This is a genomic window from Streptomyces sp. JW3, assembly GCF_052216785.1.
Lineage (GTDB): Bacteria > Actinomycetota > Actinomycetes > Streptomycetales > Streptomycetaceae > Streptomyces.
The window spans coordinates 17,920-30,696 of record NZ_JBQOUX010000038.1; the positions used below are offsets into that span (position 1 = coordinate 17,920).

Sequence of the window (12,777 nt, forward strand, 5' to 3'; positions counted from 1 at the left end):
AACGTCATGCAACCCCTCGCCTGGCACAAGTCCAGCTACAGCCCCAACGGCTCAAACTGCGTCGAGATAGCCACCGCCGCGACCGCGATCCTGATCCGCGACTCCAAGACCCCCACGGCAGCCCGCCTCACCTTCCCTCCCGCCGCATGGGCAGACTTCCTCTCGCACACGGTCAAAACAAAGCCTTGATCTCTCAATGGGAGTCATCCATGCCCAGTAGCGACTGGCAGAAGTCGACGTACAGCGCCGAGGCAGCCAACTGCCTGGAAGTAACGACCACGCCGACCAAGACTCTGATCCGTGAGCCTTTTCAGTGTGGCCACCGATCGGGTGACTGGGCTGCCGGCGGACGCAGGATCGAAACGGACGAGGCTCCCGTGCCGTTGAGGAAGATGTTCGAAGTATCAACCCATCGGCGCAGGAGCCTCGTTGGTTCCCTATCCTGCCGCACTCGATCTGCCTCACGCCCTGGTCGAGTGGGTCACGATGCTCATCGTCACCCGCGAAGGCGACCGCCGCTGCAAGCTCCCGCCGCACCAGCGTGCGCTCGTCGCGCTTGTGTACCTGCATCGTCACGACACCCTCGCCCACATCGCCGCCGGCTTCGGGATATCCGTCGGCACCGCCCACGCCTACGTCACCTCGGTCGCAGGTATGCTCGCCGACCGCGCTCCTGGCCTACTGAAAACATTGCGCGAGGAAGACCCTGAATTCGTACTCCTGGATGGGACCCTCGCCGAATGCGACCGCGTCGGTGACAGTCGCGCCGACTACTCGGCCAAGCACCGCCGCCACGGGGTGAACGTCCAAGTCGTCACCGACCCCAGCGGCAGGGTCCTGTGGATCTCACCCGCCCTGCCAGGGCGGACCCACGACCTGACCGCGGCCCGCACCCACCGCATCATCCGAATCTGCGAGCGACAAGGTGTCCCCGTCCTGGCCGACCGCGCCTACCAAGGCGCCAGCCCCTGGGCCACCACCGGGATCAGGCGACCGCCCGGCGGGGAGCTCACCCCTACCCAGCGCACCGTCAACCGCGCCCTCGCCCAAGCCCGAGCTCCAGTCGAACGCGGCATGGCACGCCTGAAGACCTGGCAGATCTTCCGACGATCCCGCATCAGCCCCAACCGCATGACCGTCATCACCAGAGCCGTACTCACGCTGGAGAGGCAACGCTGAGAAGGCTCACTTGGCGGGCGCAGGGCCGTACAGCTGTGCCGGGTCGCCGGCCAGGGCCGCCTTGACGAAGCGGCTGGGGTCGTCGACCAGCACTTCGAGGGAGTCGCTCTGCACACCATCAAGGCTGGCGCGTGCGACGTCGACGGGATCGATCTTGGGGGCGTCGGTGCCCGCCATCATGTCGGTGTCCGCTGCCCCCAGGTGGACACCCTGGACAAGGGTCTTCTGTCCGGCGAGCTCGACGCGTACGCCGTTGGTCATGTTCCACTCGGCGGCTTTGGCCACGGAGTAGGAGCCCGAACCCTGGGGGGTGGCGACCCATGACAGTACGGAGAGGACGTTCACGATCGCTCCGCCGCCGTGGGTGGCCAGAACCGGAGCGAAGGCGCGGATGACGCGGAGGGTGCCGAAGAGGTGCGTCTCCAGTTCCCGCCGGACGTCGTCCAGGTCGCCGGTCAGCAAGTTGGCTCCCGTGGCGATGCCAGCGTTGTTGACCAGCAGTGTCACGTCCTGTGCGACGGCGGCCGCATCCGTGATCGACTTCTCGTCGAGGAGGTCCAGGTACAGCGGGCTGACGCGGGGGTCGGACGCGGTGATCGTCTCTGGGCTGCGGGCCGCCGCGTAGACCTTCTCGGCTCCGCGCGCGAGCAATTCGTCAACGAAGCGCCTGCCAATGCCCCGGTTGGCTCCGGTCACGAGCGCGGTGGAACCAGCAATGTCCATGATCATCCTTTCATCGGGCGGAGGACGGCGATTGCTCCCGCCCTTCGCGCCTACGCTAGAACTTGACGTCAACGTCAAAGGCAAGTCGGACACCGCAGAGCGAGGGGCGAGTCACAGTGCGTATCGGAGAGCTGGCCGACCGGGCCTGCGTCAGTACGCGCGCTTTGCGCTACTACGAGGAGCAGGGCTTGCTGCGTTCCTCGCGCACGGCAGGAGGACAGCGGGTCTACCCGCAGTCAGCCGAGGATCGTGTACGACTGATCCGCGAGCTCTACACAGCCGGGCTCACCAGCCGCGTGATCGCCTCACTCCTGCCGGCTATCGATGCACGCCACGTCGGTCCCGAGTTGCTGGCGCGCTTGTTTGACGAACGTGCCCGCACGACGGCGAAGATCGCCGAGTTGCAGGCGGCGGGCCAACGCCTCGACGCCCTGATCGCCCTCGCCACACACCCGGACTCCGACTCGTGTCCGGCCACACTCGACCAGGCAGCCGCAAGAAGTTCCGCCCCGTAGACGTCCTTCTCCTGCCAGGAAGCCATGTGGTGGACGGCACGGGAGCCTCGTGCGTTACGAGAACCGATCCCGTCACCCGATCAGTGGCCACGCTGAAAACGCTCCGTGACTCCAAGGACTCTGCGGGAGCCGTCCTCTCTTTCCCTTCCCTCGTGTGGCAAGACTTCCTGGCACACATGCGACCGGTCACCTGAAGTGATTGCCGCGCGAGGCCGGACCATTGCCCCGCTGGCTCTGGCTGTTCTCTCCCTGTCCGGCTGCTCGTCCCTCTGGGAGTGCACCGACACGACCGCGGAACGCGGTGCCGCCGGTGTCAGCGTGGAGGTCGAGGACATATACGGGCAACTCCTCGGCGTTACCGCAGCGGTCGTCGACTGGCGCCTTGAGCCCCATCCGCAGACGCCCTCCGAAGGCAACCAGGTCCACTTCCGCTACCGCTTCGCTGGCGCCGACGAGACGTCCGACGTCGCGGATGACGCCTGCGCGGTGGACAAGGAGCGCGTGGTGTTGGGCTGTGAGACGGTCTACGCCGCCGAGGCGTTCGGGCCGAGCGGTGACCCCACGGGGGACGCCTGGCTCGACATCGAGCGGCCCGGGAAGGTCACCGGGGTGCCGCTGATCCCCAACGAACAGGACGTCAAGGACGGCGGCGGAGCGCATCCTCCGGAACCACCGAGCAGGGGCGAGCGTCTCTGAGGCGCGCGCGTCAGTCGCCGGTCCCGAGGCCCCCAACGGTCGGCTATTGAACTGGAGGCAGGACGACCCCGAACCTGTTCATGCCGGAACGGGAATAATTCGGGGTCGACGTGGACGAGGAGCAATGCGCTCCGTACCGTCGATGCCCTGCGGTCCTGATCAGGACTGAACGAGAGGTGGCATCGTGGCGCGCGGTGAGTTGACTCGGTTGACTGGCAACGTTGGCGGACCGGAGTGTGACGACGACGACTGTCCCAACATCTACCGCACAAACAACGGTTCCCTCGTTATTCAGGGAGCCCGGACCGACATCTTCCAACCACCGGAAGGCGAGGCCCTGGTGGAAATCCCCGAGACGGTCCTCAAGGAGGCTGCCCGTGCTCTTGGATGGTGACGCATGGCGAAGCACCTTTGACGCCTACGCACAGGATGCTTGGCGCTTCGAGGCCCAGCCCGTATACACCATGCCGAGAGAAGCTGAAAACATCGCTCGCTTCTTTCGCGGGGAACCGAAGCCCGCTGACCACAATGTGCGGTGGCACGAGCGCGTGCGCGGTTTCGTTACCTCGGGGCGCACCATCGGCCGGGTACGGGTAGTCCGACAACCTCTGACGGACTACCAGCGCTATCAGTTCGCTTGGGGTATTCCCGGAAACATCGACGCAGGGGAAGACGTTCGCATCCTGGACGTGACGCGGAGCGACTATGGACTTCCACTGTCAGGTACTGACTGGTGGATGTTCGATGAGTCGAAGATAGTCCACCTGAACTTTCGGGCTGACGGCACGCAGATCAACCGCGAGTTGTTCACAGGCGACGTCACTCCCTACTTGGAATGGAGGCGCATCGCCCTGACACACTCCGTACCGTTCACCGAGTATGTGAAAGAATACGGGTGACGTTCGAGCCTGAGCGACTGGGCCAGTCCCGGGCTGACCTGGCGGAAGAACTCCGCGCGCTGCGCAAGCGAGCCGGCCTCACAGGAGACCGGCTCGCTCGGCGTTGCAACATGTCCCAAAGTCAGATCAGCAAGTTCGAGACGGGCAAGAAGACACCGACGCTCGTGGACGTCGAGCGCATCCTCCGTGCAATTGATGCGCCACCGGAAGTAGTGTCTGAACTCACGGCTCTTGCCCGCGTCGCGAACACCGAGTGGCAGAACAAGCGCTCGTCCTGGCGTCGCGGACCCGAGAAACGGCAGACGGAGCTGGCTTCGCTGGAGGCTGAGGCAACAGAAATCCGGTACTTCCTACCCTCGATGATCACGGGTCTGCTGGCAACGCCGGAGTTCATCCGCGCCAGCCTGGTGCACACTCCCGGCGATTCCTCCAGGATCGTGGCTCGCAAACTGGAGCGCCAGGCCGCCCTCCATGACATGTCGAAGACCTTCACCTTCCTCCTCACCGAACAGGCGGCAAGGTGGGCCATCGTCCCGAGTCCGGCCATGGCCATGCAGATCGACCGTCTCGTGTCGCTTTCTCACTTGCCGAACATCCGCATCGGCGTCATCCCCACGGGAACGCTCATGCCTCGTGGCCCGATGAACACGTTCACGGTGTACGACAGTCGACTCGCCACTGTCGAAAGCTTCACAGGCCGCATGGTCTTCCGAGATCCACGTGACATCTCCGAGCACCTGTCTATTTTCTCGCTGTTCGCGCATCACGCCAAGTTCGATGAAGAAGCAAGAATCTTGCTTCGGATATGGGCAGCCGCTTACCGGTGATCTTTAATTCAGAACAAGAATAAAGCCCGGCAGGGCTCGCACTCCGGTCCATCATGGACGAAACACAAGACCGGAGGACCCATGATTGACACAGAGCAGTCGCGGAGTCATGTCCCGCTGGAACTGCCTCCAGAAGCAAGCGCAGTGCCCGGGTGCAGCGTATGTCTCGGCATGTGTGTGAGCCGGAAGAACGCCCGCTCCAAGAATGATTACAGCGCCATTTCAGACGCCAATGTGAGATTGCGTCGGCATCGGGCGGAAGCACACACCGTGAACACGCGCCTCTCTGTCGCGCCTCTTACAGAACCGTCCTCGAACAGGAAGGCACAGTGATGCAGAACGAAACCGACCTCTACGCCCTCGACATCAGCGGCGCCTCGTTCGTGAAGGCGTGCGGCGGGCCCTGTTCGGAAGGGTGTGTGACGCTCGCCCGGATCGGTGCCGGCGTCTGGGCCGTCGGTGACAGCAAGCGGCCGGACCTCGCGCCGTTGCGGTTCACCACGGAGGAGTTGGACGCGGCCGGTGTCGTACCGCACGGTTCGGTTTCGAGAGCTGAGCATCGCTCGCCGTGCTGAGGGAGCGGAACGGCTGTGCACCACCACGGTTATCTCTGGGCCGGCCCGAAGCAGCGTTTCGATCAGGAGGCGCTGCGGCGGCCTGCGCATCCCGATCCGCCGCCCGTGGGCAGCAGGCCCGAACTGGTCCAGCGTCATCAGGAGGTGGTGGCCGGGTTTCCCGGCTGCGTCCTGCCTCCGCTGGAGGCGGCGTACTGGCTCGTCAAGCCGCGTTCCCTGGTCCGGGGCACGTGGGTGACAGCCGAAGCGGCGGCGGCGTGGCTCGGGGACCGGATGGACGAGTACGAGCGGCGATTCCTGTCCGTCCACGACCGGGACGCACCGCGCCTGGCCGCACGCGTCGAGTCCGCGGCCGTGCGGCTGGGAACAGGCGCGGACGTGTCGTACGGGTTCTACCTCGAACGCCCCGCCTACCTGCACCTGGCCGTGGTGACCTGCTCACCGAACCGGTCGCGGACCGGTCTGGGCTGCCCGGTTGGACAGGTGATGAGGTGAGGGACCCGGCTTGAGTCCCCGGAGGGTCGGGAGTCCTCGAGGGACCCCTCGCGGCAGCAGGCACTGTTCCTTCACCTCCGGGGGCCGGAGAGAGGCCGATCCCGGGCGCGAGTGATCGGCATCCTCAACCGCCCCCGGCGGACGGGCTCGCGAAGTGCCTGCGCCGGGGGCGGGGCATCGCGGTCGCGGGCGACCCCTCCGGCGGCCTGGACGAGAAGTACGCCCGGGCGGGTGCCGCGGCGCTGAGCCGCTGACACCCGCCCGGGACGTGTTCCGTCCGGTGACCCGTCACCTCGGGTCGGTGTTGAACTTCGCCGCCGACCAGAAGTAGCCGAGGACCGCCAGGCCGACGCACCAGGCGAGGGCCAGCCAGCCGTTGGACCCGATCTCGGTGCCCAGGAGCAGGCCGCGCAGGGTCTCGATGGCGGGGGTGAACGGCTGGTACTCGGCGATCGGGCGGAACCAGCCCGGCATCGCGTCCAGCGGGACGAAGGCGCTGGACAGGAGGGGGAGGAGGATCAGCGGCAGGGCGTTGTTGCTGGCCGCCTCGGCGTTCGGGCTGATCAGGCCCATGCCGACGGCGATCCAGGTGAGGGCCAGGGCGAAGAGGACGAGCAGGCCGAAGGCGGCCAGCCATTCCAGGGCGGTGGCGTCGGTGGAGCGGAAGCCGATGGCCACGGCGACCGCGCCGACCAGCAGCACGCTGGCCACCGACTGGAGCACGCTGCCGACGACGTGCCCGATGAGCACCGAGCCGCGGTGGATGGCCATCGTGCGGAAGCGGGCGATGATGCCCTCGGTCATGTCGTTGGAGACGGAGACCGCGGTGCCGATCGTGGTCGAGCCGATGGTCATCAGCAGCAGGCCGGGGACCAGGTAGGCGATGTAGGCGGAGCGGTCGGCCTGCCCGCCGCCGATGCCCGCGCTCATCACGTCGCCGAAGACGTAGACGAAGAGCAGGAGCAGCATGATCGGGGTGAGCAGCAGGTTGAGGGTGAGGGAGGGGTAGCGGCGGGCGTGCAGCAGATTGCGGCGCAGCATCGTGGTCGAGTCGCGGACGGCGAGGGCGAGGGTGCTCATCGGGCGGTCTCCTTGGCTGCGTCGGTGGTGTCGCCGGTGAGGGCGAAGAACACGTCGTCGAGGTCGGGGGTGTGCACGGTGAGTTCGTCGGCCTCGATGCCGGCCGTGTCCAGCCGGCCGAGGATCGCGCGCAGCTCCCGCTGGCTGCCGTCGCTGGCCATCCGCAGCGCCAGCGCGTCGTCGTCGCGGGTGGTTCCGGGCAGGGCGTCGGCGGCCTTGCCGTAGGCCACCGGGTCGGAGAAGCGGAGCCGTACGTGGCCGCCGGGGATCTGTCGCTTCAGTTCGTCGGCGGTGCCCTCGGCGGCGATCCGGCCGTCGTTCAGGACCGCGATGCGGTCGGCGAGCTGGTCGGCCTCCTCCAGGTACTGGGTGGTCAGGAAGACGGTGACGCCGCCCGTGACCAGTTCCCGGATGATCTGCCACATGCCGTGCCGGGCCCGCGGGTCCAGGCCGGTGGTCGGCTCGTCCAGGAAGATGATCCGCGGGCTGCCGACCAGGGTCATCGCGATGTCCAGACGGCGCTTCATACCGCCGGAGTAGGTGGAAGCCGGCTTCTTCGCCGCGTCGGTGAGATCGAACCGGGCGAGGAGTTCGGCGGCGACCCGCCGTCCCTCCGCCCTCGGCAGATGGTGCAGGTCGGCCATCAGGAGCATGTTCTCCTCACCGGTGATCAGCCCGTCCACGGCGGAGAACTGGCCGGTCACACCGATCGCCGCCCGCACCGCCTGGGCGGCGGTGGCGATGTCGTGCCCGGCGACGCGCAGGTCGCCGGCGTCGGCGGTGACGAGGGTGGAGAGGATCTTGACGGCGGTGGTCTTGCCGGCGCCGTTCGGACCGAGCAGGGCGAAGACGGTGCCTTCGGGGACGGTCAGGTCGATGCCGTCGAGGACGGTCTGGTCGCCGTAGGACTTGCGCAGTCCGCGGGCCGTGATGGCCGGGCTGGTCATGTGGGGTCCCCCCTGGGTACGTGGTGGATTTACAGGCTGCGGGCGGTGATGTCGCCGTGGCCGGTGGTGGCGTGGATGCTGAGGCCGGCGGTGGCACCGGCGGTGTTCTGCAGCGCGTTGTGGATCCGGCCGTGGCCGGTGCCTGCGTCCAGCGCGGCGGACACCCCGCGGGCGGCGCCGACCGAGATGCCGCCCGACTCGGTGCGCAGGGTGACCGTGCCGCCCAGCGCCTCGGTGACCTGGAGGTCGCCGCGCTGGGTGCTGATCTCGGCGGAGCCGCCCAGCCGGCCGACCGTGATGTCGCCGTCGAGGGCGGTGAGGCGGGCGGTCGCGGTCTCGTCGAGCTTGACCGGGCCCCGCGCGCCCTCGATCGTGACGTCACCGAGCCGTCCGACGCCCCGGAACTCGGCGGCGGCCGCCTTCGCCGCGACGTGCGAGCCGGCGGGGAGCTGGACGGTGACCTCCACGGCGCCGGCGGGGCCGAGGACCCGGTTCTTCGCCGGGGCGGCCGCGATGCGCAGGACGCCGTCGTCGCCGTACTCGACCGTGATCTGCTCCGCCGCCTTCACGTCGCGGCCCTTCGAGGCGTCGGCCGGCCGCACCTCGACCGTGGTGTCGGCCCGGTCGGCGGCGATGAACCGGACGCGTCCCCCGGGGAGGTCCAGGACGGCGGAGACGGGGGCGGGGGTGGCGAACTTCTGCATGGGGTGCTCCTCGGTATGCGTGCCGTTCCTTGTTTCCGACAGTGGAAAAGCTACGTTGCGTTCGATGATCTGGCAACGCCCTTGTTGCATATCTGCTCTTTCCTAGCAGGTCAGAGCAGCTAAATCATTGCAATGGAGAGGAATGTAACGCAACGACAGCTCTCCCCTTCGTTGCAATGGACTGAATCGAACGCTAGGGTGGGGCGCACCACTGACCACGAAGGAGATCCCGATGCCGGGCGGCAGGCTCACTCAGCAGGAACGTCAGCAGATCGCGCTGGGGCTGGCCGACGGGCTCGCCTACGCCGAGATCGCCCGGCGGCTCGACCGGCCGACCTCGACCGTCACCCGCGAGGTGACGCGCAACGGCGGCCCCACCGCCTACCGTGCCGACCTCGCCCACCGCGCCACCGAGCGCCGTACCCAGCGGCGCAGGCAGCCCGCGGTCCAGGGGCCGGCGGTGTCCCCGCAGCCGCACGGACGCGACGCCGAGGCGGTGCGCGAGTACGAGGAGATGTTCACCACCGTCCTCATGCGGGCGGGCACGCCCAAGATGATGGCCCGGGTGCAGGCCGCCCTCTACATGACCGACACCGGCAGCCTCACCGCGGCCGAGCTGGTCCAGCGGCTCGGCGTCAGCCCGGCGTCGGTCTCGAAGGCGATCACGTTCCTGGAGAGCCAGGGGCTGGTCCGCCGGGAGCGGGACGAGCGGCGCCGCGACCGGTACGTCGTCGACGACGACATCTGGTACCAGGCGATGGTCGCCAGCGCCCGGGCGCTGGTCCAGGTCATCGACGTCTCACGGCAGGGCGTCGGCGTCCTCGGCCCCGGCACCCCGGCCGCGGACCGGCTGGAGAACATCGCCCGGTTCCTCGACTTCGTCGGCGAGAGCATCACCCGCGCCGCGGAACAGGGCCGCGAGGTGCTCCACACCAGGAGCCCGTCGCGCTCGTAGGATCGCGGCGTGCGCACCCCCCGCCCGCTCGTCGTGGTCACCGCCGCCGTCCTGGGACTCGCCGCGTGCGGCGGGGCGCACGGCGGGCCCGGCGGTTCCGGGGCCGGCGACCCGTACTTCCCGAAGGCGGGCAACGCCGGCTACGACGTCACGCACTACGACCTCGACCTGTCCTACCAGCCCGACAGCCACCGCCTCAGCGGTACGGCGACGCTCACCGCGCGGGCCACCGCGGACCTGTCGGCGTTCGACCTGGACCTGAAGGGGATGCGGGTGCACGGCGTCACGGTCGACGGCCGGGACGCCCGGTACCAGCGCGCCGGGCAGGAGCTGACCGTCCGGCCGCGGGACGGCCTGGGCGAGGGCGACAGGTTCCGGGTGACGGTGCGCTACGGCGGCGCACCCGAGGCGATCACCGATCCCGACGGTTCGAAGGAGGGCTGGCTGCGCACCGCCGACGGCGCGCTGGCGCTGGGCCAGCCGGTGGGGTCGATGGCCTGGTTCCCGGGCAACCACCACCCCTCCGACAAGGCGACCTACGCCATCGCGGTCACGGTGCCGAAGGGACTGCGCGCCGTCTCCAACGGGGAACCGGCCGGCGAGCGGACCACCGCCGGCCGGACCACCTTCACGTGGCGCACCACCGAGCCGATGGCCAGTTACCTCGCCACGGTGGCCATCGGCGACTGGCGCACGGACCGCTCCCGTACGGACGACGGGCTCCCGGTGTACACGGCCGTCGACCCGACCCAGGCGGCGGCGAGCGAGGCCGTGCTGAAGCGGATTCCCGAGGTCGTCGACTGGGCCGAGGGTCTCTTCGGCCCGTATCCGTTCTCCTCCGTCGGGGCGATCGTCGACCGGCCGTCCGACATCGGCTACGCGCTGGAGACCCAGAACCGGCCCGTCTTCCCCGGCGTCCCCGGCATCGTGCTGCTCGTCCACGAACTCGCCCACCAGTGGTACGGCGACTCCGTCACGCCGAAGACCTGGCGGGACATGTGGCTGAACGAGGGCTTCGCGACGTACGCGGAATGGCTCTGGCAGGAGGACCACGGCGGCGACAGCGCGCAGGAGATCTTCGAAGCCACCTACCGGCAGGACGTGGTCTGGGCGTTCCCGCCCGCCGATCCGCCGGACGCGGCGCACCTCACCGCCGCGCCGGTGTACCAGCGCGGCGCGATGGTCCTGCACAAGATCCGGCAGCGGGCCGGTGACACCGCCTTCCGCGCCCTGCTGCGCGGCTGGGCGGCGGCACACCGGCACGGCACCGCGGACACCGACGACTTCACCGCGTACGTGGAGAAACGGCTGCCGGACGAGGACTTCGGGGCAGTGTGGGCGCGGTGGCTGCGCGGGGACGGGAGACCGGACCGGCCCTGACCGGCGTACCGCCCGCTCATGACACCATCGGGGCGTGCTCGACATCGGCTACGCCCTCGCCAACCGCTTCCCCGACCCGCCGCAGACCGACTACCGGCGGGCGGACGTGCGGGCGCTGCGGCACGACCTGTTCTGCGGGGACGTGTACCTCGCCGACACCAAGGCCGACCGGGAGATCTCCACCGCCTGGGGATGGGTGCCGGTGCTGGACTTCGCCTGGGCGCTGTGCGACATCGTGGAGCGGCTGGACCGGGACCCGGCGGGCTCCCGGGCGGCCCGGCCGCAGCGGGCCGAACTGGACTTCACCGAGTCCACCGACCGACTGCTGTTCGAACGCCGGTTCGGCTGGGTGGACATCGACGCGGAGTGGCTGCCCGCCGACGAACCCCCGCTCTCCTTCTCCCACACCGCCCTGCGCCGGGAGGCCCGCGACTTCCTGCACGACCTGCTCGCCGACCTGACCGACCTGCACGAGGACCTGGGCGACAATCCGGCGATCTGGACGCTCCAGGCGCGGTTTCCGCGAACCTAGACCGGACTTGGGCCGAACCCAGGTCCTGGACCCGGCGGTTGCCCGAGACTGCTGCGCATGCGCAGCTACCGCTCTCTGTTCCGCACCCCGGAGTTCACCCCGTTCCTGCTCTCCTTCGCCGCTTCCGCCGCCGCGCAGACCATCGGTGGGCTGGCGCTGGGCACGTTGGTGTTCCGGGCCACCGGGTCGCCGTTCCTGTCGGCGGTGAGTACGTTCGGGCCGCAGCTCGCGCAGTTGCTCGGGGGCGCGTTTTTGCTGTCGGGGGCCGATCGGCTGCCGCCGCGTGCGGTGCTGACCGGGATCTCGCTCGCCTTCGCGGCCGGTACGGGGGTGCTGGCGCTGCCCGGGCTGCCGGTCGGGGCGGTGTTCGTGGTCGTGCTGCTCCAGGGGCTGGTCGCCGCGCTGGGCGGTGGGGTGCGGGGCGGGCTGATGAACGAGATCCTGACCAAGGACGGGTACGTCCTGGGGCGGTCCGTGTACAACATGCTCTGGGGTCTGACGCAGATGGCCGGGTTCGCCACCGGCGGCGCGCTGCTGGCGGTGCTGTCGCCGCGCAGCTGTCTGCTGCTCGCGGCGGCGCTGTACGTGCTGGCGGCCGTCGTCACCCGGCTCGGGCTGACCGCCCGGCCGGCCCGCGCCGAGGGGCGGCCGTCCGTCGCGGCGACCTGGCGGGTCAACGCCCTGCTGTGGTCCTCGGGCCCGCGCCGCCTGGCCTACCTGGGGCTGTGGGTGCCCAACGGCCTGGTGGTGGGCGGTGATTCGCTCTACGTCCCCTACGCTCCCGAGGCCGCCGGCACGCTGTACGCGTGCGGGGCGCTGGGCATGTTCGCGGGTGATCTGGCGGTGGGCCGGCTGGTGCCGCCCGCGGTGCGGCGCCGGCTCGCGACGCCGTTGCGGCTGCTGCTGGCTGCGCCCTATCTGTGCTTCTTCCTGCGGCCGGGCGTGGTGCTGTCGGCCGTGGCGGTCACCGTCGCCTCCGTCGGCTTCGCCGCGAGCCTGGTCCTCCTGGAACGCCTGATGTCCCTCACCCCCGACGACCTCGCGGGCCAGGCCCTCGGCCTGCACGTCACCGGCATGGCGGCCATGCAGGGGGTCGGCGCCGTCCTGGCCGGCACGGTGGCCCAACTGACCTCCCCGGCCACGGCGATCACCCTGATGGCGGCCGGATCGGTCACCGTGACGCTGGCCCTCGCGCTGCTGAGCAGACGGGCGGGACGGGGCACGGCCGCCGTCCCGGCCACCGCCGACTGACCACACCCGCGCACGCCAC

General features: G+C 69.2%; 18 protein-coding genes. 14 read left to right on the forward strand and 4 right to left on the reverse strand.

Translation table 11 applies throughout. The annotated features are described in order from the left end of the window. Positions 1 to 6: 6 nt before the first annotated feature. On the forward strand, positions 7 to 189 hold the full coding sequence (locus tag ACTT8P_RS17460; RefSeq protein ID WP_442832570.1) for a DUF397 domain-containing protein: 183 nt from the start codon (positions 7 to 9) through the stop codon (positions 187 to 189). A gap of 240 nt (positions 190 to 429) precedes the next feature. Next, positions 430 to 1,179, forward strand: a complete 750-nt coding sequence (locus ACTT8P_RS17465; RefSeq protein WP_442832571.1) for a transposase — start codon at positions 430 to 432, stop codon at positions 1,177 to 1,179. Positions 1,180 to 1,185: 6 nt separating this feature from the next. Here ACTT8P_RS17465 and ACTT8P_RS17470 read toward each other — a convergent pair whose 3' ends face one another. Then, the gene (locus tag ACTT8P_RS17470; protein ID WP_442832572.1) at positions 1,186 to 1,902 is read right to left on the reverse strand and encodes an SDR family oxidoreductase; all 717 of its coding nucleotides are present in this window, start codon (positions 1,900 to 1,902) and stop codon (positions 1,186 to 1,188) included. 116 nt (positions 1,903 to 2,018) lie between these two features. Here ACTT8P_RS17470 and ACTT8P_RS17475 point away from each other — a divergent pair, with 116 nt between their 5' ends. The 8 genes from ACTT8P_RS17475 to ACTT8P_RS17510 all read left to right on the forward strand — a co-directional run bounded on the left by ACTT8P_RS17475 (position 2,019) and on the right by ACTT8P_RS17510 (position 5,909). Then, the gene (locus ACTT8P_RS17475) at positions 2,019 to 2,417 is read left to right on the forward strand and encodes a MerR family transcriptional regulator (RefSeq protein WP_442832573.1); all 399 of its coding nucleotides are present in this window, start codon (positions 2,019 to 2,021) and stop codon (positions 2,415 to 2,417) included. Between the two features lie 29 nt (positions 2,418 to 2,446). Further along, entirely contained in the window at positions 2,447 to 2,611 is a 165-nt protein-coding gene (locus ACTT8P_RS17480) for a DUF397 domain-containing protein (RefSeq protein WP_442832574.1), read from the forward strand. 124 nt (positions 2,612 to 2,735) lie between these two features. Then, positions 2,736 to 3,113 (forward strand): hypothetical protein, encoded by a 378-nt coding sequence (locus tag ACTT8P_RS17485; protein ID WP_442832575.1) that lies wholly within the window; start codon positions 2,736 to 2,738, stop codon positions 3,111 to 3,113. A 184-nt stretch (positions 3,114 to 3,297) separates the two neighbouring features. Further along, complete coding sequence (locus ACTT8P_RS17490; protein ID WP_442832576.1) at positions 3,298 to 3,507, forward strand: hypothetical protein; 210 nt, start codon at positions 3,298 to 3,300, stop codon at positions 3,505 to 3,507. Beyond that, entirely contained in the window at positions 3,491 to 4,012 is a 522-nt protein-coding gene (locus tag ACTT8P_RS17495) for a DUF6879 family protein (protein ID WP_442832577.1), read from the forward strand. The genes ACTT8P_RS17490 and ACTT8P_RS17495 overlap by 17 nt, the downstream gene beginning before the upstream one ends. Then, a complete protein-coding gene (locus ACTT8P_RS17500) occupies positions 4,009 to 4,839 on the forward strand; it encodes a helix-turn-helix domain-containing protein (RefSeq protein WP_442832578.1) in 831 nt (276 codons plus the stop codon). Before ACTT8P_RS17495 ends, ACTT8P_RS17500 begins: the two co-directional genes overlap by 4 nt. 332 nt (positions 4,840 to 5,171) lie before the next feature. Further along, positions 5,172 to 5,414 carry a DUF397 domain-containing protein gene (locus ACTT8P_RS17505; protein ID WP_442832579.1) on the forward strand — a complete coding sequence of 81 codons (243 nt, stop codon included), beginning with the start codon at positions 5,172 to 5,174 and terminating at the stop codon, positions 5,412 to 5,414. Between the two features lie 15 nt (positions 5,415 to 5,429). Beyond that, positions 5,430 to 5,909 carry a hypothetical protein gene (locus ACTT8P_RS17510; protein ID WP_442832580.1) on the forward strand — a complete coding sequence of 160 codons (480 nt, stop codon included), beginning with the start codon at positions 5,430 to 5,432 and terminating at the stop codon, positions 5,907 to 5,909. Positions 5,910 to 6,197: 288 nt separating this feature from the next. On the opposite strand, the gene ACTT8P_RS17515 is transcribed toward ACTT8P_RS17510, so the two are convergent. From ACTT8P_RS17515 to ACTT8P_RS17525, 3 genes are read right to left on the reverse strand one after another with little or no spacing between them, the layout of a single operon-like run. Next, positions 6,198 to 6,989, reverse strand: a complete 792-nt coding sequence (locus tag ACTT8P_RS17515; RefSeq protein ID WP_442832581.1) for an ABC transporter permease — start codon at positions 6,987 to 6,989, stop codon at positions 6,198 to 6,200. Further along, a complete protein-coding gene (locus tag ACTT8P_RS17520; RefSeq protein WP_442832582.1) occupies positions 6,986 to 7,936 on the reverse strand; it encodes an ATP-binding cassette domain-containing protein in 951 nt (316 codons plus the stop codon). Before ACTT8P_RS17520 ends, ACTT8P_RS17515 begins: the two co-directional genes overlap by 4 nt. Positions 7,937 to 7,965: 29 nt before the next feature. Further along, positions 7,966 to 8,640 carry a DUF4097 family beta strand repeat-containing protein gene (locus tag ACTT8P_RS17525; RefSeq protein WP_442832583.1) on the reverse strand — a complete coding sequence of 225 codons (675 nt, stop codon included), beginning with the start codon at positions 8,638 to 8,640 and terminating at the stop codon, positions 7,966 to 7,968. A gap of 232 nt (positions 8,641 to 8,872) precedes the next feature. Here ACTT8P_RS17525 and ACTT8P_RS17530 point away from each other — a divergent pair, with 232 nt between their 5' ends. From ACTT8P_RS17530 to ACTT8P_RS17545, 4 genes are read left to right on the forward strand one after another with little or no spacing between them, the layout of a single operon-like run. Beyond that, on the forward strand, positions 8,873 to 9,595 hold the full coding sequence (locus ACTT8P_RS17530; protein ID WP_442832584.1) for a helix-turn-helix domain-containing protein: 723 nt from the start codon (positions 8,873 to 8,875) through the stop codon (positions 9,593 to 9,595). Positions 9,596 to 9,604: 9 nt separating this feature from the next. Further along, a complete protein-coding gene (locus ACTT8P_RS17535) occupies positions 9,605 to 10,975 on the forward strand; it encodes a M1 family metallopeptidase (RefSeq protein ID WP_442832585.1) in 1,371 nt (456 codons plus the stop codon). A 34-nt stretch (positions 10,976 to 11,009) separates the two neighbouring features. Beyond that, positions 11,010 to 11,507, forward strand: a complete 498-nt coding sequence (locus ACTT8P_RS17540; RefSeq protein ID WP_442832586.1) for a hypothetical protein — start codon at positions 11,010 to 11,012, stop codon at positions 11,505 to 11,507. Between the two features lie 57 nt (positions 11,508 to 11,564). Beyond that, positions 11,565 to 12,758 (forward strand): MFS transporter, encoded by a 1,194-nt coding sequence (locus tag ACTT8P_RS17545; RefSeq protein WP_442832587.1) that lies wholly within the window; start codon positions 11,565 to 11,567, stop codon positions 12,756 to 12,758. Positions 12,759 to 12,777: the final 19 nt, after the last annotated feature.